Source organism: Saprospiraceae bacterium (assembly GCA_016716185.1).
GTDB lineage: Bacteria > Bacteroidota > Bacteroidia > Chitinophagales > Saprospiraceae > Vicinibacter.
In genome coordinates this window covers 1,963,152-1,987,254 of record JADJWV010000002.1, presented here as the reverse complement: position 1 = coordinate 1,987,254, position 24,103 = coordinate 1,963,152, and the positions used below count along the sequence as shown (strand labels likewise).

Sequence of the window (24,103 nt, the reverse complement as noted above, 5' to 3'; positions counted from 1 at the left end):
TGCTAACAAAATCAGAAAAATTGTGGATAAAATCACTGCAGCATAAAGCGGAAAGAATGGATTCCGGAGTGTTTGTTGCCGAAGGCAGAAAACTTGTTTCTGAATTGTTGAATGAACCTGGTAGCTTTTGTTCCTTGTTGGTTCTGGGAAATTCCATAGCCAATGAATTTTCGTTTGACAAATCCCTTGCAGGACGATGTGAAATAATCGATGATTCAGAGTTCAAATCCATGACTTCACTTAAAACTGCGAATTCTGTTTTGGGAGTATTTAAAATGCCTGTGTTTTATAATAATAACGGCGATGATTTTAAATTATATTTAGAAAACATATCCGATCCGGGAAATATGGGAACTATTATCCGTACAGCGGATTGGTTTGGACTTAAAAAAATTTATTGCAGCCCGGAATGTGTAGATGCGTTCAATAGCAAAGTTGTGCAAGCCAGCATGGCCAGTATAATGCGCGTTGAGCTTGAGGTCATTCCGTGGCGTGAATTTTCTTTGTTGCATCCGAAGAATTCTTTTTATGCAGCTACCATGGCGGGTCTTCCTTATTCCCATTGCAATCGGGAAGAGGTTCGGATATTGTGTATTGGAAGTGAAGCACACGGACTGAGCGATGATATACTTGCTTACTGCAGTCACAAAATTGGCATTCCCAAAGCAGCTCAATCCACTGCAGAATCATTAAACGCTGCAGTCGCTACTTCCATTTTGCTTTCCTGGCGTTTGGGAAGCTGAGAAATGCGATGCTTCTGATCAGAGCGCTTTGATGATTTCTTCTTCCAGATTATCTCTTGGATTGACTGCGGTAATTTTACCGTCTTTTCCTATTAAAAATGTCTTTGGAATAGCCTGAACCCCATAAACTTTGGCGGGTCCGCTGTCCCATTTTTTGAGGTCGCTCACATGGGTATTCCAGCTTAATTTATCTTTTTCTATAGCCGCAAGCCAGGCTTCTTTGGAACGGGTTATAAAGTCCTGAATCTGTGTTTCATTGCCGAGCTGAGCTTTGGTGCGACTGTCGACCCCGTCCAGGGATACACTATAGACTGTAAAACCCTTGTTTTTGTATTTGTGGTACATTTCGACGACATGCGGATTAGCCCGTCTGCAGGGTCCACACCAGCTTGCCCAGAAATCCAGCAATACAACTTTGCCTTTTAATGAAGAGAGCGCCAAGGTTTTTCCGTCAGGAGTTGGTAAAGAAATATCTGGTGCATCCATGCCAACTTTTATGGATTCTGCAGCTTCCTGTGCTGCAGCCATTTCTTCCAGCTGGACCATAAATGTTTCATAGGTTTTAGTAAACTCCGTCGCCGGAAATTTATCTTTCATTCTTTTGAGTACATCCTGGTGAATAGACATAAATTCAGGACGAAATCCTAAGAATTGAACAGCGATCAGACCAGCTGCAAGGGGGCTGTTCATGGAACTGGTGGCTTCTTTGATCAAATCTGCGCTGGGTTGCTGTTCTGACAATTTTTTAATATGGGTAAACACTTCCTCAGAGGCCGCTCCACCTTTCACATTTACTTTACCTGTTGCAAGTTCTTTGAAATCGCCTGAAAATTCAACGGACTTTTCATTTCCTTCAAGAACGAAGATGAGGTTTTGTTGTCCCATTTTGATGCGGTATAATCCGGGACTTAATGCTTCATCCATAGTAAAATTGAACTGGCCTCCTTTCATTTCAGACTTGTCGATAGCAATAGCGGAGTTATCCAGACCAATGCGTTCCAAATGGACAGCGATGTCTGGTCCGTTTTCAAAATTTCCACTGATCTTGTTTCCGGAATTGCACGAGTTGAGTACAATTAGGGCCAATAAAGCAAAAAGGAAATTCATTTTCATATTTTATAATTTGTGTCTAGTTTAAATAATTTTCAATAGCTGTCGAGTAAATTTCAAAAAACTCACCAACGGTACCAAAGTGTTCTCCATCGATCTCGAAAACACCGGGTTCAACTGTTCCTAACAAAAGAAACTGCTGAGAGTTTTGTAAAAGATAGGTCTCAAACTCATTTTTTTTATCGGGAGCAACACTCACCAGGATCCGTCCCTGATCTTCACTAAACAATGCGATGTCAGATCGGATGCCTTGGGGCAAGTGTATCGAAAAGCCTAATTGTGCCGGACTGAAACACGATTCTGCCAAAGCAACAAACAACCCGCCTTCGGACAAGTCATGAGCACTTCTTACAAGTTGATTGCGGATCAGACCCTGAATGTTTTTATGCAATTGAAATTCTTTTTCCAGGTCAAAATGAGGAACAGGAGCAAACTGGATGCCGTGGATCTTGCTTAAATAAGTTGAATAGCTTATATCGTTTTGAATATCTCCCAGGAGGTAAATCAGATCGCCCTGATTTTTAAATGCGATTCCGGTTTTTAGATTTTGGTTTTCGAGAATGCCCAACATACCAATTACCGGAGTTGGATATACCGGGATCGTCCCATCTTTGGAAACTGATTGGTTATAGAAGCTCACATTGCCACCGGTAACGGGGGTGTCAAATTTTTGGCAGGCTTTCCCCATCCCTTGCAACGCATGTACAAACTGCCAGTACACTTCGGGATTGTATGGATTTCCAAAATTGAGGCAATTGGTGATGGCAACGGGAATCCCTCCTGAACAACTGATGTTGCGGGCACATTCTGCTACGGCTATCATGCCCCCGGTTTCAGGATTGAGGTAGACGTAATTGGAATTGCAATCCACGGTTAAAGCCAATGCTTTTTCAGAGTTCTTAATTCTCACAATTGCGGCATCTGAGGCTTCCACTGAGGTCATGGTGCCGGTTCTAACCATTTTATCGTATTGCTCGTAAATCCATTTTTTATTGGCAATATCCGGATGTTTCATGAGCTCTTTGGCTACCTGTTTGAGGTCTGCAGGGAGTTTAACCGCCGAAGCATCAAATGTGCGGACTTTTTCCAGGTAGGCTGGTTCTTTAAAGCTTCTTTGATAAACCGGTGCACCACCTCCCAGTACCAGGGATTCGGCTGGCACATCTGCAACCAATTCATCATGGTGAAAATATTTCAGACGACCGGTATCATTTACTTCGCCAATTTGAATGCATTCCAAATCCCATTTTTCGAAAACGCGCAACAATTGTTCTTCTCCGCCCTTTTTGCAAACCACCAACATTCTTTCCTGAGATTCTGAAAGCAAAATTTCGAACGGCTGCATGTTTTTTTGCCGTGTCGGAACTTTGTCCAACCAGATATCCATACCGGTACCCGATTTTGCAGACATTTCTGAAGTGGAACAGGTAATTCCTGCTGCCCCCATATCCTGCATGCCTACAATTTGTCCGGTTGAAATAGCTTCCAGGCTGGCTTCCAATAACAATTTTTCCTGAAAAGGATCACCTACCTGCACAGCGGGCAGGTCCTCTGCTGAATCCTCAGTAAGGTCCGCACTGGCGAATGTAGCTCCGTGAATGCCGTCTTTCCCGGTTGCCGACCCGACAATAAAAACAGGGTTTCCCGGGCCATCGGCAACTGCAGAAACAGTTTTGCCAATTTCAACCAGGCCTACGCTCATGGCATTCACAAGGATATTCTGGTTGTAGCATGAATTGAAATAGACTTCTCCTCCAACGGTGGGCACTCCAAAAGCATTTCCATAATTCCCAATTCCTTTTACCACCCCTTTCATAAGTCTCTGCGTATGGTTGAGTTGAATTTCGCCAAACCTTAGGGAATTCAAAGCTGCTATGGGTCTGGCACCCATGGTGAAAATATCGCGATGGATCCCACCGACCCCAGTTGCTGCTCCCTGGTAGGGTTCAATGGCAGAAGGGTGATTGTGTGATTCTATCTTAAACGCACAGGCAATTCCATCGCCGATATCGACCAGACCAGCATTCTCTTCACCGGCCTCGACAAGTAAACGCGAACCTTTTCTGGGCAGTTTTTTGAGATAAGTTATTGAGTTTTTATAAGAACAATGTTCAGACCACATGACTGAATAAATACTCAGTTCTGTAAAGTTCGGAGCTCTCCCTAAAATATCGTTGATTTTATAAAACTCTTCTTCCGTTAAACCAAGTTTTTGAGCGGTCTCTACATTTGCTACTGACACCTTAAATAAATTTGTAAGGCAAAGATATTTAATGATTTACATATTTTAAACAGTCATTGCCTTTTAGATTTGCATTAACACGGGGGTACAAATGGGATATGCATCCCGATATAAAAATCAGCTCTTTTTCTTGATGGAGCAACCAATGGCTTTGGTAAGTTGCGGATCCGGAGTTTTGCCTGATTCCACAGCTGAAACTGCATTTTCCAGGTACCTGCTCTGAACCATGGTTGCATCTTTCGGAGAATCATCAATGGCTCCGCTGTATCTTAATTTCTTCATGGCATCCAAAACATAAACCTGTGGAGTTCGGGTGGCTCCGAATTTGGGATACACAGTTTGTTTTTCATCAAACAGATAGGGGAAGGTATAACTTTTGCTTTTGGCTTGAGTAACCATCAATTCGTAACTGTCTTCAGGAACGACATCGGGATCGTTTGGGTTGATAGCTATGACAGGGATTCCCTTAGCCTTGTATGCAGAAGCCAGCTTAATGATCCTGTCTTCATACATTTTTGCATAAGGACAATGGTTGCAGGTAAAAACGATGATATAAGCTTTAGAATCTTTGTAATCGGATAGAGAAACCCATTTTCCATCGACATTCATAAGTTTAAAGTCATCTACCTGATCGCCAAACTGATAAGCCTGTGAGTTTAATCCTGCAAAAGCCACCAGGCTAAAAAGTAGTACGTGTAAATATTTCATATTAATTTGATTTGCTACAGCTATTTATAAATTTCCGGATTTCCTGAGTATTGTCAAAAGAAGATTCAAGGAAACATTTTCGTCCCTGTTGAACAACCAGGCTTGCAGGAATGGTGCCTGACCATTCTCTTGATATTTCATCTATCCACTTATTCGGGTCCCCGCCATCGAAGAGTAAAACCTGAGATTTGATTTGGTTTTTCTCTAAAAATTTATGCAACTTTCTGTTCTGGCCTTCATTGAAGTCGAGACTGATCAGATAAACCATCGCTTTGGATTTTTTCCATTCGCTATTCAATTCTTCGAAATAGGGAAGTTCTTTGACACAGGGCCTGCACCAGGTTGCCCAAAAGTTAAATAATCTGATCGTGTCATCTTTCTTTTCTAACAATAGCTGTAAGTCCTTCATTCCAATCACTGGAACTGTGGTTGCCAAGCCCTGACTCCATATGGAGTTTGCAGACAAAATCAGGATTACAGGGATAAAAAATTTGTGGAAATTCATAAAATCAACAACGAAATTTAATGGTATTAGTTGGGTAAATCAGGAATGAAGCTTAAATTTTATGCCTTTTTTAACCACCCTGGGCTGTCCGTTTACGTAATATTTCCAGGGATGTAAGAATCGTTTTTTAGTTTTGTTCGTTGCACTATAAAGGAACAAAGGTCATGAGAACAAGCTTGATATGGTTATTTATTGTACAGGTTGTATATGCCCAGGTGCTTGAAATGAAGGAAATTCCAATCCTGGGCCCTGATCAGCGTCAACTGATTAATGCTGCCATTGGGGGGCTGGATAATCCACAAATTGGTGAAATGTTGATTGATGACGACACCCACATGGATCTTCTGGTTTTTGATCGTGCCGGAGATGTGATCCTGCCCTTTGTATTTGATCCTGTTTCACAGAATTACCTCTTTAGCTACAAACATCGGCAATTGTTTCCCAAACTAAAGGATTGGGTACTCTTAAGGGATTTTAATAACGACGGATTGGCCGATATTTTCGCCAGTTCATTCAATACTGCAGGCATTCCGGGAATTGAATTGCATGTCGCCCAAAAAGGCGTCAACGGTCTGGAGTTTCGGAAATTTGATATGGGGAAATCCTTTGATGTCATTTACTTTTCGACCGGCATAGGAGATACTCAAATACCAACTGATTTTACCGACATCCCTGCCATCGAAGATGCCGACGGAGATGGTGATTTGGACATCATCCTGTTCGAACCGGGCAACAATCGCGTTTCGTTATTCATCAATGTAGTGAAGGAAAGAGGCTACTCAAAAGATACGCTTGCGTTTGTTTTATCTGACCGTTGTTACGGGCGATTTGTTGAAAGTGGATTTACATCGGAAATTACGCTCAGCGGCAGTTCAGATACCTGTGCAAACTTCCGGAATCCTGCCAACACCACGAGGCATTCCGGTTCCACTTTGCTAAGTATGGACCTGAATGGCGATGGATTTCTCGACTTACTGGTGGGAGATCTCACCAATAATGGATTGATTGCTCTATTCAATTCCAAACCAGGTCCCCAAGCCTATTTTACCAGCCAACAACCCAATTGGCCATATCCTTCGGATTCGGTGAACATAGCAACCTTCAATGCGGCTTTTCGGGCAGATGTGGACCAGGATGGGCTCATGGACGTATTGGTTGCGCCTAACCAAAGATCTATTTCAGAAAATGCCAATAACTTTTGGTACTATCGCAATACAGGTACACTGGCGGCACCTGATTTTAAAGTCGTGTCCAAATCATTCCTGACGGAGGAAACCATCGACCTGGGTTCGTCAAGCGATCCGTGTTTTGTCGACTACAACCAGGATGGAAAAATGGATTTACTTATAGGTTCTGAAGGATATTTTATAAGAGGAACCAATCTGAGGGATGCAAGATTGATGTTGTTTGAAAATGTAGGAAGCGAGAAAAATCCAGCGTTCCAATTGGTCGATAGCAATTATTTAAACTTCAGTGAATTTGCCCTGAGCCCTGATGCGCATCTGTCTTTTACTCCTGCTTTTGGAGATCTGGACAACGACGAAGATTTGGATTTGATCGTAGGCGAAAATCAAGGTCAGTTTTTTTATTGTGAGAACATCGCCGGAAAAGGGAAACCATTTCAGTTTAAAAAACCGGTCTATCCTTACAAAGATTTAAGTGTAAGAACATACAGCTCTCCTTATCTCGTAGATATTAACAAAGACGGATTGCTGGATATCGTCAGTGGTTCGAGATTGAATACAAATGATCTTAGCGGATTGGCTTGCGGGAGTTTTTACTATTTTCAAAATATGGGAACGACTACTCAAGCTGAGTTTGATCCGGATTATTATAAAAGCCCAAATACCAATTGTCTTGGCAAAATTATAGTCAATGCTATTTCTTCTAAATCTTTTACTTGTCCTGAATTCTATACGGATGAAAATGGCGAGTTGAAAATGTTGAGTGGCAATATTTACGGAGAGGTTAAACTCATCGGAAATGTGTCCACTGATCCGCAATTGCCCTATGTTTATTTAAATCAGCACTACGGACAACTTAAAGAAGGGGAGAGGTTGACTTTAAGTCTGGCCGATCTGGATGGGGATGGTTTACTGGAAATGGCCACTGGAAATGCAAGAGGAGGTATAGCTTTCTACCAGACGGACCTGAAAATAAAATTGGGAACAACAACTCAGGAAACAAGTTTTGCTACAATGGAACTTAGTCCGAATCCCGGACATACAATACTTAATGTTTTGACGCATCATACGGGTCATGCGGAGCTTAGTATCCTCCGGATGGATGGTAAACAAATGTATCGCAAACACATTCAGGAGAAGCAAAGTCTAAGCATACCTGTTGATAAGTTTTCCACAGGTGCTTATATGATTGTATTAAAACATAAATCAGGTTCAGAAATTTGTAAATGGATAAAAATTTAACTATGATTAGATTTTACATTTTCTTCTTGTTGCTCATATTGGCATGGAATGAATTTTATGCGCAATCATATGTAAATATGTATGCAGAAGATTCAGATTATAAAATTACCAAAGCCGTATCCATGTATTCCGTTGGAAATTTATCTGCAACTCCGGCAAATAAATATCTGGGCATGAATGCTGTCGATGAAAAAAATGGAAAAGCAGGAATTTTGGTAAGTCAGTTTTTAAATCCGTTGGAAATTAAAAGCAGCATCTTTTTTACGATCCCCGAGGGAAAACTGGAGTTGGTCAAACTTTTTGGAGATGGTGATTATGAAATGTACTTGTTTGGCATGTTTGAAAATGCCAGTGGGGAGACTTATCCATTTGTTGCAAAATACAATTACAGACTTCAGCAATTAAGTTCATTTAAAGTGATCGATCTTCCAAATGATCCGGATTTAAGATTGAATTTGAAAGATGTGATTTCTGAAGCAGATCAGTTTTACTTGCTTGCATCGACAGAAATTGATTATTTGTCAGCCAGGCACCAAAAAGTGGTCTTATTTAATTACAATGGGAATGGAATTCCCTGGGCAAAAACGTACAATGTCGTGGCACCAATTCATTCTGAAGCGCCGACACACTTGACTTTTGACCCCAATGGAAATATTGCAATTGCAGGAACAATCAAATCTTCGGGAGATAATTTTGACAGGATGATGCTGATGCAGGTGAATACAAATGGAGATCCCGGTTTGTTAAAAAAAGTGGAGCTGTTGGCTCCGAATTTAACCTTTAGCAATAGATATGGTTGGACTTATGTCAAAACCAGAGGCACCAATGTGCATTTATTTTCTCAGGCTGTGATCGGCGGCTCAGAACCAGGACAATTGCTCGTGACCATGTTTGATGTGAATTATGCTTTGCGAACCTGGCGGAATTATACGGTACCCATCAAAGCAGAATTTTCGATGATCGATGGTAATTTCTTTTATTTTGGCGGGCAATCGCCTTTGGGATCTGTGTACAACGGATATACCATGGTACGCGTCAATTCTTCTAACGCAATTGTCGAAGCTGTAAAATATTTTGAAAAAGGTATTCACAATGAAAATACAGAAACCAGTTCTACCGCATGCTACGACCGCGCAAATGATAAAATATGGTCTGCAGTAAAATCAAATAATAAATCAGATCATGGAGTTCTCGTTATCGAAAATCCCAGTTCTTTAACGCATCTCTGTGGTTCAAATCTGACTTCTACCGTTGCGAAAGACACCATGCGAATAACTGATCTGACGCTCTCTGCTAAAAATCTCGAACTGCGTCTATCTGATTTCTCCGCGTTGGCTCAGGATATAAAAATGCTCAGCAAGGAGATCTGCGAAACTACCAATCAGGATGATTATGCAGTCAATCGAATCGAAACGTTTTACAGACCTGATGTGCAAACATTAACGATTCATAAGGATCAACCCTTGAAAGATCTCCAATTGATAGATTATTCGGGAAAAAGCATTTTCAATATGACAGATCATTCTGATGGTCCTGTTGAAGTTAAAGTTCCGCTTCCAGCAGGGATCTACTTTTTGAGGGCGCATACAGAAAATGGACTTCGGCATATCTCAAAATTTGCAGTTTCCTATTGAGAGAATAAAAGAGATCCGACTCTGATCATATTGGATCCTGAATCCAATGCGATTTGATAATCACCTGACATGCCCATGGAGAGTGTTTGCATTTTCGAGCAACAATCGAATAGCATTTTTATTTCATCGAAACAGTTTTTTAAATCTGCAAATTCGCTTTGAATTTGCAGTTTGTTGTCTGTAAAGCTGGCCATACCCATGCAACCGGCCAGATGTAGGTTAGGAAAAGGATGGGCTGGAAAAGATTTTAAGTCCTCCATTAAGGCAAGTCGGTTAAAACCATATTTGGTGTATTCCTTTGCGATTTTTATTTCCAGAAAAACGGGCAAGATTCTGTTGGCTTCCCGGGCATGTTGATTGAGTGCTTCTGCAAGCGACCAGGAATCTATCGATTGAATACAGCTGATCCAGTCGATAATATACCTGATCTTATTTTTTTGCAAATGACCGATCATGTGCCATGTGATATCTTCCGGCAACGATTGGCGTCGGTCTAATAACATTTGGACTTTATTTTCGCCAAAAAGCCGATGGCCCAATTCGTATAGTTTAAGAATGTCTGAAGTGCTTTGGTTTTTGGTGACTACCAACAAATCAGCTTTGTACTTTATGCTTAAGTTCAGGACCTCTATGTATTTTTTCTCATTTACCATTTTGAATCATATTTGGATGCAGGATCTTTTCGATTCCGTACACAGGCCCTTCTTCTAATCCGTTTAATGCATTGATGCATTTGAACCGGACAAATTTATGTAAATCATTCAGGCAAAGATCTTCCTCTGTGATTTTATTTTGATTCAGCAGATGGGTACGCATGATTCCTTTGAGTAGAGGTTGTTTTGGAGTAAACCAACTTCGACCATCCGAAAAAACCAGATTGGAGTAACTCGTATCGGTTAATCTATTTGATCTGATGATGATGATTTCGTCCTGATCTGCAATGTCTTTTTTTAGTTGTAGAATTTTGATCCGGTTGGTGAGTTTATGGGGATAATTTATTTTGGAGGGTATCAGCTTAAAATGAGCGTGCGCTTTTGTCTCATAGAGTTCGAATGAAAGAGAGAACTTGTTCTGAGAGTAACTAAATTTGAATTTATATTTTACTTCTGCAGAAAATTGTTCACCGGATTGTTGAATAAGACTTGAAAGCTCAACTGGAAACCTGACTTTATAGAATTGTCTGTAGGTTTTTTCAACCCTTTCCTGGTGTAATGGCAAATTTCTGGCCACACCACCAACGATTGCTATGGATTCAAAAAACCGGTACATAAATTTTATCCAGGAGTTCTTGATATTCCAATTGCGGATCTGAAAGTGCAGTGATCCCGCCTCCGCTTTTATAGATAAATTGGTCTCCGCTTTTTTCAATGAATCTGATCATGACGGCACTTTTTAGGGTCGAACCATCGAATAAGCCAAAGACACCAGTATAATAGCCTCTTTTGTATTTTTCAACTTCTTCGATGATCTGAAGTGTTTTCGCCTTAGGCGCTCCACTAATTGAACCTGCGGGAAGCAGATCATCAAAAATCTTTCCGGGATGCCTGACATGACTTTCTCTAAGTATGCCGGTAATTTCACTGCTCATTTGCCAGAGTTCGCCTTTGTGGGTTTTTATTTTCTCGATGTATTTCAACTTTTTCACTTGAACCCGGTTTGCAACGATGCTCAGATCATTCCTCAGCAGATCGACGATGGTATTGTGTTCGGCATTTTCTTTGAGATCTGTTTGTAAAAATTCGTAACTGCCCTCTTTTTCAGCATCTGCAGTTCCTTTCATCGGATACGTTGAGATCTTTCCATCTTCGATGTTGACAAAAGTTTCAGGAGAAAAAATAACGAAGCGGTCTTTCAGATATAATTTGTAAGATGCGTGGCTGTGCTCGTAAATTTCTTGTAAGCCCCAATTGATTTTTATTTTGCTGGGTTGCGTTAGATTGCAGAGATAGGTATTTCCCAGCTTGAGTTGTTCTTTTACACAATTGAACTTGTCCCGATAGGATTCATATGATTCCGGATGGACTTCGATCGCGAGCTTGGTACTTGATTTTGATGACTGTTTTGATTGGCCAAAGGAGTATTGAATTTCTTCGGGATTGATTTCCGATAAAGGCAGACATAGTCCCTGGGTTTTTTGATAATCGATGACGAACAGGAAAGGTATTCTCCTTTGATAATAATCATCCATCTTCTCCCTGACCTCTGTGAATTCAATAAATTCAGACACCGCCTTTCTCTATTTTTCTAATTTCGCAGAAAGTTAGCAGCTTTTAGGCACATGGCATCTCCAAAAGTACTATTAGTCGACAACAAAGATTCATTCACTTTTAACCTGGTCCAATTGCTTGAAGACCTTCATGTCAATCCAATTGTGGTTGGTGGAAAACAGAACCGGAATGTGAATATATCTGAGGTTCAGGGAGTAGTGTTGTCGCCAGGGCCGGGAGTTCCAACCGATTTTCCTTTGATGATGCAAATAATAGAATCTTCTCAAGATGTTCCAATGCTTGGAATTTGTCTGGGAATGCAGGCCATTGCTCAAGCTTACGGAGGTCGCCTGTACCGGCAGGCGGAAGTGCAGCACGGGAAGATCCATAAAGTGATTCAAATACCCAATGCTTCCGATTTATTCCATGAAGTACCCGAATGTTTTGATGTGGGATTGTACCACAGTTGGGCTGTCGAAAGAGGAACATTACCAAAAGAACTAATGGCCACATGCGTATCAGAACAGGGCATTCTAATGGGGGTTCGCCATGTGCAATTTCCCATTGAAGGTTTTCAGTTTCACCCGGAATCTTTTCTAACCGGGTTCGGCCCCGTAATGATTAAAAATTGGCTTAAGAAACTGTAAACCTTGTTCGTTTAAAGGCCTAAAATTTCGGCCAGTTTAAACAATTCGCGATCGGGTTCATTTGCTTTCTGAATAGAAATATCGAAGGGTGTAAAAGTGATTTTGTCGTTGAGCAATCCTGCCATGCAACCGTGTTTTCCTTTCAAAAGGGCTTCTACTGCGGCATGTCCAAGTCTGCTGGCGAGAATTCTGTCGTTTGCACTGGGCGAGCCTCCCCGCTGGATATGTCCGATGATGGTGATTTTAATTTCGTAATCCTTGATGCGTTGGGCCAGTTGTTCCGCAATGGAATGGGTCGAACCAATATTGTTGCCTTCGGCTACGATGACCAGACCAAACAATTTCTTTCTCCGCAAGGAATTTTCGAGATCGGCCACCAATTGATCCAGCGTTGGATGGGTTTCGGGAATAACCATTGCGGAAGCGCCGGAGGCCAGAGCGGTGTAAAGCCCGATGTAACCCGAATGTCTGCCCATGACTTCGATGAGAAACAACCGGTTGTGGGCATCGGCGGTATCCCTGATTTTGTCCACCGCAGAAATTGCCGTATTGATGGCGGTGTCAAAACCTATGGTATAATCTGTTCCGTAAAGATCGTTATCGATCGTGCCGGGTAATCCGATGACAGGAATACCGTGTTCCTTGTAAAAAATGTCGGCACCCGCGAAGGTCCCGTTTCCTCCTATCGCTATAAGTGCATCGATATCATTTGCGACCAGATTTTTATACGCGGATTCTCTGCCCGAAGGCTCCAGGAATCTTTTACTCCGGGCTGTTTTGAGAATGGTGCCACCCCGTTGAATGATATTCGCAACATCTGAAGGTTCGAGTCTTTTAAAGTCTCCATCGATCATTCCTTCATAGCCTCTCATAATGCCATAGACATGCAAATCAAAAAAACTTGCACTTCGGGTAATGGCCCTTATTGCGGCATTCATGCCGGGGGCGTCCCCGCCGGAGGTAAATACGCCAATTCGTTTAATTGAGTTCATATGTATGATGATAACGGACTAAGCCTTCAATAGGTTTGCGAATACAATTTCCGGGAGTGAAGCCTCTTAGCTCTAAACACGATTTTAACACATCGAATAAATAAAAGGCGATGCTCCCGGTAAAGTGAACCGGAAATGATTTGTCGGAAGAAAGAGGCAACAGCTGTAGATCAATGAACTCGAAAAAAGCTGTTTGAATCAATTTTTGAATAGCCGGTTCATTTTTATTTTTTACGACGACAGAAGCCACTTGAGATAATTTGCTGACCTGGTCGGGTTCCGTATAGAATTTATAAATGAATGCATCGTCGAGTAACGGCACTTGCCGTTGAATACTCTTCGCGACCTCGTTTGGAAGTGAATTTGTGTAATAAGCCTGCAGTAGCTTTTTAGCAAGATGACTTGCGCTGCCATAATCGCCTAAAATATAACCCAGGGAAGGAAAATTCCGGAGCAGTTGATGACCATCGGATGCGGCTGCGTTGGATCCGGTGCCCAAAATACAAACCAACCCGGGTTTTCCTTCACACAGGGAACGGGCTGCTCCTAAAAGATCAGTTTCTACACGGACATCGCAGTCGCGAAAGGATTCTTTATAGAGATGGATTAGGTTTGCACGGGCCTTTAAATCCCTGCAGCCAGCACCGTAATGAATTAGTTTTGCTGGAGCTGTGTCACAGTTGTCCTTTACCAGAGAAATGATCTCCTGCAGCTTTATCGGACTTTGAGTGACCGGATTCATTCCGGGAGTAGAAAAATATTGTGTGGTTGCATCAGAAAGGCAAGCCCAATCTGTTTTAGTAGAACCCGAATCCGATATCAGTACCATGTTTGGATGGCAATATATGGAAATTTTTTAGGAGAATATTCTTGCACGGATTTACACATCTGAGTTTACCTTTGCGCGCTTAATCAATATTTTTATGAATAACATTACAGTCATTGGTGCAGGAACTATGGGAAATGGTATTGCTCATGTTTTTGCACAATATGGATATACCGTGGTCCTCGCCGATATTTCTGAAACCGCTCTGCAAAAAGCTCTTGCAACGATATCTAAAAATCTGGACAGAATGATCCAGAAAGGAATTCTTCCCGAGGAGAAAAAGGAGTCGATCTTAAACAGGTTAACTACACAGACAGACATCAGCAATGCGGTGTCAAAAGCTAATCTGGTGGTGGAAGCAGCAACAGAAAACATCGATCTCAAGTTGAAAATATTTGCAGATATTTCTAAGGCCGCTCCTGCAGAAGCCATACTGGCTTCAAATACTTCTTCCATCTCCATAACAAAAATTGCATCGGTTGTTGCTGATCCTTCCCGTGTAATTGGAATGCACTTTATGAATCCCGTTCCGGTTATGAAGCTGGTCGAGATCATCAAAGGCTACAACACTTCCCACGAAACCCTTGCCAAAATTGTCGACATTACGAAATCTCTTCAAAAGATTCCCGTCGAGGTCAACGATTATCCCGGTTTTGTATCCAACCGCATTTTGATGACGATGCTGAACGAAGCTTTTTATACGCTATACGAAGATGTTGCGGGAGTGGAAGAGATCGATGCGGTCATGAAGCTCGGAATGGCACATCCCATGGGCCCGCTGCAACTTGCGGATTTCATAGGATTGGATGTGTGTCTCGCAATATTGAGAGTATTACACGATGGATTCGGCAATCCAAAATATGCACCATGTCCGCTGCTGGTCAATATGGTCACCGCAGGAAAACTGGGAGTTAAATCAGGCGAAGGATTTTACAATTATCAGGGGGAAACGAAGGGAGCGATGAAGGTGGCGCAGCAGTTTTCGTAAGGGTTTGGCCTCATCCCCAGCCCTTCTCCACGCCAGTGGAGAAGGGAGCGATTTCGGTTTAAAAAAATTTTATTTCTTATTCCCCTCTCCACGTAGTGGAGAGGGGTTAGGGGTGAGGCCAATCACATCACAATATTGACCATCCTCCCCGGCACCACAATGATATTTTTAATTGGACCCGATTCAATCCATTTTTTGATTTCCGGAAGTTCAACAACCATGGCTTTGATTTCATCCACAGTATGCGTTTTGGAAATTTCCCATTCCATTCTTTTTTTACCATTGATGCTGACCGGATAATTTACGGTATCTTTTTGGAGATAATCTTCGTTGTGCTTTGGGTACGGACTCTCGTGGATCGAACCGGAGCCGTTGAATTGAGACCAAATCTCTTCGGTGATGAAAGGTGCGAAGGGAGCCATGAGTTGTGTCAACTGCAAAAGCAAATCTTTATTCGTACAATTGATTCTGCGAAGTTCGTTGACGCAAATCATAAAGGCACTGATGCAGGTATTCAGACTGAGCTGTTCGATATCGGTATTTACTTTTTTAATGCAGCTGTGTAAAATGGACAGTGCTTCTTTTGATGGAGGAGCTGCATCCAGTACTACGGCACCTTCCGGGTTGTAAAACATCGAATGATATTTTCGTAAAAATTTCGAAACGCCATCAATCCCTTTGGTATCCCAGGGTTTGGATTGTTCGATAGGGCCGAGAAACATTTCGTACATTCTGAAACAGTCGGCGCCGTATTCGCGGATCACATCATCGGGGTTCACGACATTGTGATAGCGCTTTGACATTTTACCCGTTTCGGATACCGTTTTTAATTTAAAATTTTCGCTGAGTGATTGGGCCGTACCGCTTTCCGTTTCATTTTTAAATACAGCGGATTGGAACTCCGGTCGCCATTTTACAAATTGCAGGATACCGTTTTTATCGAGATGCGAATTGGCAGTATTGTATTGGCTGATGAAATCGATGTGTACGGGAATTTTTGCCAATTCCTCAATGGGAAAACCATCTGCCAGATTTGCGGAAATAAATTTTGCCGGCTGATCCTGATTTTTGGATTTAAGCAAATAAACCGATTCGATGACACCCTGGATCATCCCCTGGTTTACCAGTTTTTTGAACGGTTCTGTGGTGGGCACATAGTTCAGGTCGTATAAAAACTTATGCCAGAAACGGGAGTACATCAAATGCCCAACCGCATGTTCTGTGCCGCCAATGTAGAGATCCACATCTTTCCAATAGTCGAGCGCTTCTTTGGATGCAAAAGCCGAGTCGTTGTTTGGATCCATGTACCTGAGAAAATACCAGGAAGAACCCGCATATCCCGGCATGGTATCGGTTTCCCTTTCAAATTCGCCGTTTTTGATCCAGTCGTGCGCGCGCGATAGAGGGGACTTTCCTCCGATGCCTGGTTCGATGGATTCCATCGAAGGCAACATCAAAGGCAGGTCTTCGGATTTAGCAGCGAAGCTGCAACCATCCTGGTCGTAGGAAACCGGAATGGGTTCGCCCCAATAACGCTGACGGCTGAAGTTGGCATCGCGCATTTTATACAAAACTTTACCGCTGCCCGCGTGAAGGGATTCGAGTTTTGAAATAGCCGATTCGATGGCTTGAGGGACATCGAGTCCATTTAAGAAATCGGAATTCACAAGAGTTCCTGATTTGTCTTCGATATCGGCATCAGCCCGGTCGCCGAAATCGACAACCTGAACGATGGGCAATTCAAATTTCTGCGCAAACAACTGGTCCCGTTTGTCGTGAGCCGGCACACCCATGATGGCACCGGTTCCGTAATCGACCAGGACGTAATCTGTGATATAGACTGGCAATGGCTTTTGGTTAAAAGGGTGAATAGCAAAACTCCCTGTAAATACCCCGCTGACTGTTTTCGTTTCTGACGAACGCTCGCGATCGGATTTGGCCGCGCTGGCTTTGATATAACTCAATACTTCTTGTTGCTTTTCCGGCGAGCTGAGTGCCTGAGCCATTGGATGTTCAGGAGCCAGAGCAATGAAGCTTGCACCGAAGATCGTATCCGGCCGGGTGGAGAAAACCTCAATGCGTGCGTGGTTGTTTTCCAGTTGAAAAAATATGGAACAACCCTTCGATTTGCCGATCCAGTTTTTTTGCATGGTTTTCAGGGCATCCGACCATTCCAATGTATCGAGATCCTGCAGCAAGCGCTCGGCATAAGCGCTGATGCGAAGAGCCCATTGCATCATGGGTTTCTTTTCTACGGGATGACCGCCACGCTCTGAGACTCCATCTTTAATTTCGTCATTGGCGAGGACTGTGCCCAGGGCCTCGCACCAGTTTACGTAGGCAATTTTGCGATAAGCCAATCGATAGTTCATCAGAATGGCATCCTTTCTGGCTGCAGACATCTTTTTCCATTCTTCGGCGCTGAAGTCCGGATTTTCGGAGCAAGCCGCCTGGATAGTTGTGCTTCCCTCGCTTTCAAATCGGGCCATCAAATCGCTGATGGGTTTGGCCTTTTGAAGCCTGTTGTCGTAGTAATGATTGAATAGTTGGAGAAAGATCCACTGCGTCCATTTGTAATACTTCGGATCGCAGGTGATGACCTCCCTCGACCAGTCGAAGGACAGTCCGATATTAAACAGCTGTTGGCGATAACGTTCTATATTCTGGTAGGTTGAAACGGCAGGATGCACTCCGGTTTGTATGGCATATTGTTCGGCAGGCAGTCCGAATGCATCAAAGCCCATGGGATGCAAAACCTGGTATCCGTCCATGCGTTTTTTCCGGGCAAAAATATCGGAAGCAATATATCCAAGCGGGTGACCCACGTGCAGCCCGGCACCGGAAGGGTAGGGAAACATATCGAGCACATAGTACTTGGGTTTTTGTTGGTAGATATTTATCTGGTAAAGTCCATTGGCCTTCCAAATTTCCTTCCACTTATGTTCCACTTCCGACGGACGGTATTCCATTTCTAAAATTTGCGCAAAAATAGGAATTATTTGGGGAGGAATGGGTGGGGCCCTGGTTGATGGACTAACCCGGGGCTGCTTCAGTTTTCCGGTTTTGTTGGTTTTGGAAGGACCCCAATCAATACCTCAGGATGAAAGAGTTTAGCGGTTCAGCCTGACAAACTATCAAAATATATTCAAACCCCATTTTGTTATCCTCGTGAATTGTTTTATTTTTGTTTTAACCAAACTTGCCCTGAGGCCAGGTTGCGGATTAATTTAAAGTCTGCAACCGTGATTATTGGATGGCAGATCACAAACTGCAAAGCAAAATGGGTAAGTTATAGCGATCATCAGATTGACCCGCCACAATTCAAAATGGGACTGGGTACGGCGAAGCCATTTTTAGAGCTTAGGTAGTTGTGGAGATATTTTCCGTTTCATTTGGGGTGGGGAGGAGAGTTAATGAGTAAGGAAGGTCGGGCGGATATTCGCTTTTATTGCGTGGATAGGATGTTTAATGCAATATTGCGGATATTTGGATGTTACCGGAAACCCTATTGGCGACCGTGCAACCTCAAACGGACGACTTTTGAACAACCATTTCAGACAATTTAGGACAACAACTGACACCGTTCTAACGGCAGACGCACAGAAAAAAAACTAAAAAATGCCCATGCACAAAAAATTCTATTGCCAACGCACATTGCTCACATTTGCCTTTGCCTGCCACCGCACAAAGCCAACCCAAAGGCAAAGTCAAAAGAGTGCAATCGCCAACGCTTTGAAAAAGGGAATCGGATTAAAATCGAAATATTCGTTAAAATACCACTTTGATTTTGCAATTTTGTAATACATGGACAAGCCAAAAAACATAAATAACTCTAAGTTTAATAGAACTGACAAAGCAATGAAGCCAAGGCGTAGCATCGCTTTGTCTCAAAACTTTATCAATAATAGAGGTGTGATTTCTACAATAATTAGCCATGTTGACTTTTCACGAACTGATTTACTTATTGAAATAGGGCCGGGCAAAGGAATAATAACTGATGCTATCATTAAACCATACAACAAGGTAATTGCTGTAGAAATTGACAAAGACCTCTATTCTGATTTGCAAAGACATTACAGTGGCATTGAAAATATTTCACTAGTTAACGCAGATTTCTTGAAATACCCATTGCCAAAAGAAGAGTATTCTATAGTTGCGAATATTCCGTTTAACATCACTGCTGATATAATTAGAAAAATTACCGATGAAAACTCATCACTTCAAGCAGCCTACATAATAACAGAAAAAGAAGCTGCATATAAATTTGTTGGTGCACCTTATGCTGAATCTCCACTACTTTCGCATTATTTACAGATTCATTATGAAGTAAGATTTCTATTAGAAATAGACAGAAAACACTTTTCTCCTGAGCCTAGGGTTGATATTGGTTATATTTCAATTTCTAAAAGAAGGAAACCTGTTTTCAACAAGCAAGAAGAAATACAGTTCAAGGATTTCATCACATATATTTTTTCTAGAACTGGTGCAACTCTTAAAGAGGCGTTAAAAAGTGTTTTCAGTAATCTTCAATCAAAAATTATTATTCAGCAACTTGGCGTTTCTGAAAATATCCTTAAAAAGAAAGTAATATTCTTTGATTGGGTCAAAGTGTACAAAACGTTCTCTGAACATAGCCCCGCTAAATCAAAGCTTATTGTTCGTGGGGCATTTGATAAGTTAAATCAAGACAAGGCAAAGCTTCAATCTCAAAAAAAAAGAAAAGTTTGATAAATATGCAGGGCACTTTTCCTTTTGCACTCATGCCATTTAAAAAGGCAGTGGATAAAGCACATCAACTTTGTCAAACTCTTCGTATGGAGAATTTAGAGTATCTTGATAAATCCTATGAATTTGTTACACTAGCAGATTTCGGCACACAAGTAATAATTAATAAAGCTCTTTGTAGCATTTCACCAAAACAAAGAATTATTTCGGAAGAAACTAGTGAGGAATTTTTAAAAGTTACAACTCCTGAACAAAGAGCACAAATAGTTATTAAGGTCAGTCAGGTATTAAATGAGCATCTTACTCAGGAGGAATTTATTAGTTGGTTGGATTATGGTCAAGACAACATCTCTAATAAGGTTTGGGTAATTGACCCTATTGATGGGACTTTAGAATTTGTCAAGTCAAACCAATATGTCATTGGAATTGGAGAACTTGAAAACTCGATTCCTGTTTTTTCTTTTTTAAGTAGTTACTCACCCGCACTTAATAGAGCAATTCACTATTACACACAAAAAGGTAAATCTTATAGCTATGATTCCTTAAAAGACATTGAAACTGAATTGCAAGTATCTAATAGGTGGATTTCAAATGCCCAACCATATTGTAACAATTCGGAGTTATCAAAGATTTATAAAATGGATTTTGTTGAAGATGATGTATTCAGCACTCTTAAAGGCTATATTTCTATAGCCACAGGTGAATCCGATGTACTTATCAGTATGAATTTTGCAAACACTTCATTAAAAGTTTGGGATCATGTTGGTGGTGTTAGACTATTACAAAATGCTGGTGGAATAATTTCAGATGTAGATGGGACTAGTTTAGACTTTTCAAAGGGCAACATATTATGTAATAACAAAGGAGCATTACTTTCCAATGGAAAATTCCATGATAAACTAATTTCTAAATTCTCACCAAAAATATGAATGGAGCTATTATAGGATTTGGAAACATTGCACAAGCACATCTGCTTGCATACAAATCAGTAAGCGAATTGCAAATTAAAGCTATTGTGGATACGTCTGAAACTCGTTTTAAATATGCAAGGCAACTGCACCCTGATATTAAATGTTACTTTTCAATTGAAGAAATGTTTAAAGAGCAAAAAATTGATTTCATTGATATATGCACACCCCCAAGCACACATTTTTTCTATATAAAAGCAGGGCTCTTAGAAAAATGCCATGTGTTATGTGAGAAACCATTTTTGACAGACACAGAAAATTACTCCGAAATTTTATCACTAATTGATTCCTCAAGGAAACATATCTATCCCTTACATAATTACAAATTTGCTCCTGTTGTAAAGTGGATGAAACAACAAGTGAAATCAGAAGAGTTTGGCGAGATTAAGCATGGTTACTTTCGGACGATTAGAAATGGACATGCCCAAGGTGTTACAGAATGGGATAAAGATTGGAGGCGAAACCTTAAAATTGCCGCTGGTGGAATTTTACTTGACCATGGCCCACATAATATTTATCTGTCAAGTATTCTTATAGAACAGAATCCTATTGCGGTCTCTTGTATTGCTGGAAACCTATGCAAAGGAGAAAATTATTTAAGCACAGAAGATACTACTATGCTAACTCTCTATTTTAATAATGATGTAAAATTTTTTATTGAACTATCATGGGCAGGCAGTTTTCGTAACACTCATTATTCCATAATGGGTTCCAAACAAAATCTTTTTGTTGAAAATGATAAAATAAGTATTAGCAAAAATGGAGATTTTGAATCAATAGACATTAATTCCGACTTTGACGACCCCACTCACAAAAATTGGTTTCGTGAAATGTTTGTTGATTTTCTTGACCTTATCGAAAATCCTGAGCGACAAGATTATCTTTTTCAGGAAGCTTTTAATACCACAATGATAATTCAAATGGCTTACGAATCTGCTGCAAAACAAGGAGAGATTATTCCTGTTAAGTCCGATGTTTCCAAGAAAATAAAAACCTAGTCAAATATTTACAAACAAAATTATACAAGTTCGCTATGTCAAAAATACGTGTTGCAATTATAGGGGTAGGAAACTGCTCAAACTCTTTGGTTCAAGGAATTGAATATTATAAAAGTGTTCAAGATAATGAGAAGATAACTGGCTTAATGCATAATAGAATTGGAGATTACCTAGTTAGTGATATTGAATTTTCCGCAGCTTTTGATGTCAATGCTACCAAGATTGGTAAAGACCTTAGTCAAGCAATATGGGAATATCCAAACGACACTATCAAAATTGCAGATGTTCCTAATCTTGGAGTTAAGGTACTTCGAGGTCCAACTTTGGATGGGCTTGGAAGTTCATTAAATAAGGTCATCACAGAAAGCAAAGAGAAGCCAGTTGACGTATCAAAAATATTGATAGAATCAAAAACTGACATTCTGATAAATTATTTACCTGTTGGTTCTGAAAAAGCAACACTATGGTATGCTCAACAAGCAATTGATGCTAATTGTGGTTTTATTAATTGCATTCCTGTTTTCATTGCGTCTGATAAACAGTGGCTACAAAAATTTGAAAAAGCAGGACTTCCAATTATCGGTGATGATATCAAAAGTCAATTAGGCTCAACCATAATACATAGAACCTTGACAAGACTTTTTATGGAAAGGGGTATTCACATAGACCGTACATATCAACTAAACTTTGGCGGTAATATGGATTTCTTCAACATGTTGGATAGAGAAAGATTAATTTCCAAGAAAAAGTCAAAAACCCAATCTGTTACAAGTCAATTAAACTATGAACTTCCAGCACATGAAATTCATGTTGGCCCAAGTGATTATATCCCTTGGCTAACAGACCGTAAATGGTGTAACATTTACATTGAAGGAAAAGCATTTGGAAATGTGCCGATGAAAGTAGAGTTAAAATTGGAGGTTTGGGATAGTCCGAATTCTGCAGGGATTGTAATCGATGCCATTAGATGTATGAAACTGGCAATGAATAAAAAAACTGGAGGCTCTTTAATTGAACCATCGTCTTATTTTATGAAATCACCACCGGAACAATTTACAGATAATGAAGCTCATGATAAAGTAGAAGATTTTATTAAAAGACTTTCTTAATACAAACAACAATTTTTAATTGACATAATTCTTCAAATGATAAAAAACAAAAATCTTATTCAAACTGAAGCTCTATTGCAAAATGCTGAATCCATTGATGCTTGGATTTGGTCAGAATTAAATGATGCAAAAAGAAATAATTACAGTGCAATCAAAGGGTCTTATCCTTTTTATGCTAGTCATGCAAAAGGTGCTTATTTGTGGGATGTTGACGGAAATAGATACATTGACTATATGTTAGGTTATGGCACAATTGTACTTGGGCATGCAGATGAACAAGTAGTAAATGCTGTTTGTAAAGAAATTCAATCCGGACACATGGTTTCTCCATTATGGAAACCACAACAGAAAGAGTTAATCGAGTTGCTAATTTCAGTAATTCCGAATGCTGAAATGGCTTATTTAATGAAAACAGGTTCAGATGCTGCAAGTGGTGCAATAAGATTAGCAAGAATATTCACTGGTAGAGATAAGATTGTAAGATGGGGTTATAACGGTTGGCACGATTGGGCAACGCCAAGACCAACTGGAGTTCCTATTGCTGTAAGAAAAGACATTTTTGAATTTACCTACAATGATTTAGATTCTTTACATTATCTTTTCAAGGTGCACGGAAATGATATTGCATGTGTATTTATGATGCCATTTGAATTAGAAAAACCTAAAGATGGTTTTCTTCAAGAGGTTAAAGAAATGGCTCATAAGCATGGAGCACTTTTTATACTTGATGAAATGCGTTCCGGTTTTAGAATGGCATTAGGTGGTGCACAAGAGTACTTCAATATAACAGCAGACTTAGCAACATATAGCAAGGCTATGTCAAATGGATTTTCAATTTCGACTATTGTAGGTCGTGCCGACATCTTGAAGAATATATCACAGACTAAAATGACAGCAACTTATTTTTGTAGCAGTGCAGAAATGGAAGCGGCAATCACAACAATAAAAACATTGCAAAAAACACCAACCATAAAACACATTTGGTCAGTAGGTCAGTTATTTCTAAACGAACTCGAAAAATCAATAAAAGAACACCACATCAAAGCAAATGTTTTAGGATATGCACCATTTCCATTTATCCAGTTTACAGAAGAAGATTTGCAAAAACGAGAAAGCTCAAAAATAAAATTCTATTCTTTCATGGCTAAAAGTGGCGTTTATTTTCATCCTAACCATCACTGGTATATATGTGGTGCTCATTCGAAGAATGATATTATGAAAACGATTGAACTTTGTAATAACGGATTTATACTACTAAACATATAGAATCACAAA

20 protein-coding genes are annotated in these 24,103 nt (G+C 40.6%); 10 read left to right on the top strand and 10 right to left on the bottom strand.

Going from position 1 to position 24,103, the window contains the following annotated elements; all coding sequences use genetic code 11:
• Window positions 1-20: 20 nt before the first annotated feature.
• Entirely contained in the window at window positions 21-743 is a 723-nt protein-coding gene (locus tag IPM34_09705) for an RNA methyltransferase (GenBank protein MBK8955820.1), read from the top strand.
• An 18-nt stretch (window positions 744-761) separates the two neighbouring features.
• On the opposite strand, the gene IPM34_09700 is transcribed toward IPM34_09705, so the two are convergent.
• The 4 genes from IPM34_09700 to IPM34_09685 all read right to left on the bottom strand — a co-directional run bounded on the left by IPM34_09700 (window position 762) and on the right by IPM34_09685 (window position 5,308).
• Window positions 762-1,856: an AhpC/TSA family protein gene (locus IPM34_09700; GenBank protein ID MBK8955819.1), complete on the bottom strand. Its 1,095-nt coding sequence runs from the start codon at window positions 1,854-1,856 to the stop codon at window positions 762-764.
• 16 nt (window positions 1,857-1,872) lie between these two features.
• Window positions 1,873-4,095 carry a phosphoribosylformylglycinamidine synthase subunit PurL gene (purL, locus tag IPM34_09695; protein ID MBK8955818.1) on the bottom strand — a complete coding sequence of 741 codons (2,223 nt, stop codon included), beginning with the start codon at window positions 4,093-4,095 and terminating at the stop codon, window positions 1,873-1,875.
• 117 nt (window positions 4,096-4,212) lie between these two features.
• Complete coding sequence (locus IPM34_09690) at window positions 4,213-4,803, bottom strand: thioredoxin family protein (GenBank protein ID MBK8955817.1); 591 nt, start codon at window positions 4,801-4,803, stop codon at window positions 4,213-4,215.
• A 1-nt stretch (window position 4,804) separates the two neighbouring features.
• The gene (locus IPM34_09685) at window positions 4,805-5,308 is read right to left on the bottom strand and encodes a TlpA family protein disulfide reductase (protein MBK8955816.1); all 504 of its coding nucleotides are present in this window, start codon (window positions 5,306-5,308) and stop codon (window positions 4,805-4,807) included.
• A gap of 164 nt (window positions 5,309-5,472) precedes the next feature.
• Here IPM34_09685 and IPM34_09680 point away from each other — a divergent pair, with 164 nt between their 5' ends.
• Together IPM34_09680 and IPM34_09675 are read left to right on the top strand one after the other, a co-directional pair.
• A complete protein-coding gene (locus IPM34_09680; GenBank protein MBK8955815.1) occupies window positions 5,473-7,734 on the top strand; it encodes a T9SS type A sorting domain-containing protein in 2,262 nt (753 codons plus the stop codon).
• Between the two features lie 2 nt (window positions 7,735-7,736).
• Complete coding sequence (locus IPM34_09675; protein MBK8955814.1) at window positions 7,737-9,368, top strand: hypothetical protein; 1,632 nt, start codon at window positions 7,737-7,739, stop codon at window positions 9,366-9,368.
• Here IPM34_09675 and IPM34_09670 read toward each other — a convergent pair.
• From IPM34_09670 to IPM34_09660, 3 genes are read right to left on the bottom strand one after another with little or no spacing between them, the layout of a single operon-like run.
• The gene (locus tag IPM34_09670; protein ID MBK8955813.1) at window positions 9,362-10,021 is read right to left on the bottom strand and encodes a YggS family pyridoxal phosphate-dependent enzyme; all 660 of its coding nucleotides are present in this window, start codon (window positions 10,019-10,021) and stop codon (window positions 9,362-9,364) included. The genes IPM34_09675 and IPM34_09670 overlap by 7 nt on opposite strands.
• Window positions 10,011-10,637 carry an aminotransferase class IV gene (locus IPM34_09665; GenBank protein ID MBK8955812.1) on the bottom strand — a complete coding sequence of 209 codons (627 nt, stop codon included), beginning with the start codon at window positions 10,635-10,637 and terminating at the stop codon, window positions 10,011-10,013. Before IPM34_09665 ends, IPM34_09670 begins: the two co-directional genes overlap by 11 nt.
• Window positions 10,621-11,556: an aminodeoxychorismate synthase component I gene (locus IPM34_09660; GenBank protein ID MBK8955811.1), complete on the bottom strand. Its 936-nt coding sequence runs from the start codon at window positions 11,554-11,556 to the stop codon at window positions 10,621-10,623. The genes IPM34_09665 and IPM34_09660 overlap by 17 nt, the downstream gene beginning before the upstream one ends.
• 90 nt (window positions 11,557-11,646) lie before the next feature.
• Here IPM34_09660 and IPM34_09655 point away from each other — a divergent pair, with 90 nt between their 5' ends.
• The gene (locus IPM34_09655; protein MBK8955810.1) at window positions 11,647-12,222 is read left to right on the top strand and encodes an aminodeoxychorismate/anthranilate synthase component II; all 576 of its coding nucleotides are present in this window, start codon (window positions 11,647-11,649) and stop codon (window positions 12,220-12,222) included.
• 11 nt (window positions 12,223-12,233) lie between these two features.
• Here IPM34_09655 and pfkA read toward each other — a convergent pair whose 3' ends face one another.
• Together pfkA and IPM34_09645 are read right to left on the bottom strand one after the other, a co-directional pair.
• A complete protein-coding gene (pfkA, locus tag IPM34_09650; protein ID MBK8955809.1) occupies window positions 12,234-13,214 on the bottom strand; it encodes a 6-phosphofructokinase in 981 nt (326 codons plus the stop codon).
• On the bottom strand, window positions 13,201-14,043 hold the full coding sequence (locus IPM34_09645) for a hypothetical protein (protein MBK8955808.1): 843 nt from the start codon (window positions 14,041-14,043) through the stop codon (window positions 13,201-13,203). The genes pfkA and IPM34_09645 overlap by 14 nt, the downstream gene beginning before the upstream one ends.
• Before the next feature lie 94 nt (window positions 14,044-14,137).
• On the opposite strand from IPM34_09645, the gene IPM34_09640 reads away from it, so the two are divergent.
• Window positions 14,138-15,028, top strand: a complete 891-nt coding sequence (locus IPM34_09640; GenBank protein MBK8955807.1) for a 3-hydroxybutyryl-CoA dehydrogenase — start codon at window positions 14,138-14,140, stop codon at window positions 15,026-15,028.
• A 122-nt stretch (window positions 15,029-15,150) separates the two neighbouring features.
• Here the strand turns inward: IPM34_09640 and IPM34_09635 are convergent, their stop codons facing one another.
• Entirely contained in the window at window positions 15,151-17,997 is a 2,847-nt protein-coding gene (locus tag IPM34_09635) for a leucine--tRNA ligase (protein MBK8955806.1), read from the bottom strand.
• An 835-nt stretch (window positions 17,998-18,832) separates the two neighbouring features.
• On the opposite strand from IPM34_09635, the gene erm reads away from it, so the two are divergent.
• Genes erm through IPM34_09610 form a run of 5 tightly spaced genes read left to right on the top strand, consistent with a single transcriptional unit; the run spans window position 18,833 to window position 24,094 of the window.
• The gene (erm, locus tag IPM34_09630; protein MBK8955805.1) at window positions 18,833-19,756 is read left to right on the top strand and encodes a 23S ribosomal RNA methyltransferase Erm; all 924 of its coding nucleotides are present in this window, start codon (window positions 18,833-18,835) and stop codon (window positions 19,754-19,756) included.
• A gap of 5 nt (window positions 19,757-19,761) precedes the next feature.
• Window positions 19,762-20,682, top strand: coding sequence for a hypothetical protein (locus tag IPM34_09625; GenBank protein ID MBK8955804.1), 921 nt, complete (start codon window positions 19,762-19,764; stop codon window positions 20,680-20,682).
• Window positions 20,679-21,719: a Gfo/Idh/MocA family oxidoreductase gene (locus IPM34_09620; GenBank protein ID MBK8955803.1), complete on the top strand. Its 1,041-nt coding sequence runs from the start codon at window positions 20,679-20,681 to the stop codon at window positions 21,717-21,719. Before IPM34_09625 ends, IPM34_09620 begins: the two co-directional genes overlap by 4 nt.
• Before the next feature lie 35 nt (window positions 21,720-21,754).
• Window positions 21,755-22,828 (top strand): inositol-3-phosphate synthase, encoded by a 1,074-nt coding sequence (locus IPM34_09615; GenBank protein MBK8955802.1) that lies wholly within the window; start codon window positions 21,755-21,757, stop codon window positions 22,826-22,828.
• A gap of 36 nt (window positions 22,829-22,864) precedes the next feature.
• Window positions 22,865-24,094: an aminotransferase class III-fold pyridoxal phosphate-dependent enzyme gene (locus IPM34_09610; protein ID MBK8955801.1), complete on the top strand. Its 1,230-nt coding sequence runs from the start codon at window positions 22,865-22,867 to the stop codon at window positions 24,092-24,094.
• The last annotated feature ends 9 nt before the right edge of the window (window positions 24,095-24,103 follow it).

What these genes read in the sequence shown, in the direction of transcription:
- IPM34_09610 (MBK8955801.1), top strand. Translation starts at nt 22,865, where the DNA reads ATGATAAAAAACAAAAATCTTATTCAAACTGAAGCTCTATTGCAAAAT.
- IPM34_09690 (MBK8955817.1), bottom strand. Translation starts at nt 4,803, where the DNA reads ATGAAATATTTACACGTACTACTTTTTAGCCTGGTGGCTTTTGCAGGA.
- IPM34_09655 (MBK8955810.1), top strand. Translation starts at nt 11,647, where the DNA reads ATGGCATCTCCAAAAGTACTATTAGTCGACAACAAAGATTCATTCACT.
- IPM34_09620 (MBK8955803.1), top strand. Translation starts at nt 20,679, where the DNA reads ATGAATGGAGCTATTATAGGATTTGGAAACATTGCACAAGCACATCTG.
- IPM34_09665 (MBK8955812.1), bottom strand. Translation starts at nt 10,637, where the DNA reads ATGTACCGGTTTTTTGAATCCATAGCAATCGTTGGTGGTGTGGCCAGA.
- IPM34_09625 (MBK8955804.1), top strand. Translation starts at nt 19,762, where the DNA reads ATGCAGGGCACTTTTCCTTTTGCACTCATGCCATTTAAAAAGGCAGTG.
- IPM34_09635 (MBK8955806.1), bottom strand. Translation starts at nt 17,997, where the DNA reads ATGGAATACCGTCCGTCGGAAGTGGAACATAAGTGGAAGGAAATTTGG.
- erm (MBK8955805.1), top strand. Translation starts at nt 18,833, where the DNA reads ATGGACAAGCCAAAAAACATAAATAACTCTAAGTTTAATAGAACTGAC.
- IPM34_09685 (MBK8955816.1), bottom strand. Translation starts at nt 5,308, where the DNA reads ATGAATTTCCACAAATTTTTTATCCCTGTAATCCTGATTTTGTCTGCA.
- IPM34_09615 (MBK8955802.1), top strand. Translation starts at nt 21,755, where the DNA reads ATGTCAAAAATACGTGTTGCAATTATAGGGGTAGGAAACTGCTCAAAC.
- IPM34_09640 (MBK8955807.1), top strand. Translation starts at nt 14,138, where the DNA reads ATGAATAACATTACAGTCATTGGTGCAGGAACTATGGGAAATGGTATT.
- IPM34_09675 (MBK8955814.1), top strand. Translation starts at nt 7,737, where the DNA reads ATGATTAGATTTTACATTTTCTTCTTGTTGCTCATATTGGCATGGAAT.
- IPM34_09680 (MBK8955815.1), top strand. Translation starts at nt 5,473, where the DNA reads ATGAGAACAAGCTTGATATGGTTATTTATTGTACAGGTTGTATATGCC.
- IPM34_09670 (MBK8955813.1), bottom strand. Translation starts at nt 10,021, where the DNA reads ATGGTAAATGAGAAAAAATACATAGAGGTCCTGAACTTAAGCATAAAG.
- pfkA (MBK8955809.1), bottom strand. Translation starts at nt 13,214, where the DNA reads ATGAACTCAATTAAACGAATTGGCGTATTTACCTCCGGCGGGGACGCC.
- IPM34_09660 (MBK8955811.1), bottom strand. Translation starts at nt 11,556, where the DNA reads ATGGATGATTATTATCAAAGGAGAATACCTTTCCTGTTCGTCATCGAT.
- IPM34_09645 (MBK8955808.1), bottom strand. Translation starts at nt 14,043, where the DNA reads ATGGTACTGATATCGGATTCGGGTTCTACTAAAACAGATTGGGCTTGC.
- IPM34_09700 (MBK8955819.1), bottom strand. Translation starts at nt 1,856, where the DNA reads ATGAAAATGAATTTCCTTTTTGCTTTATTGGCCCTAATTGTACTCAAC.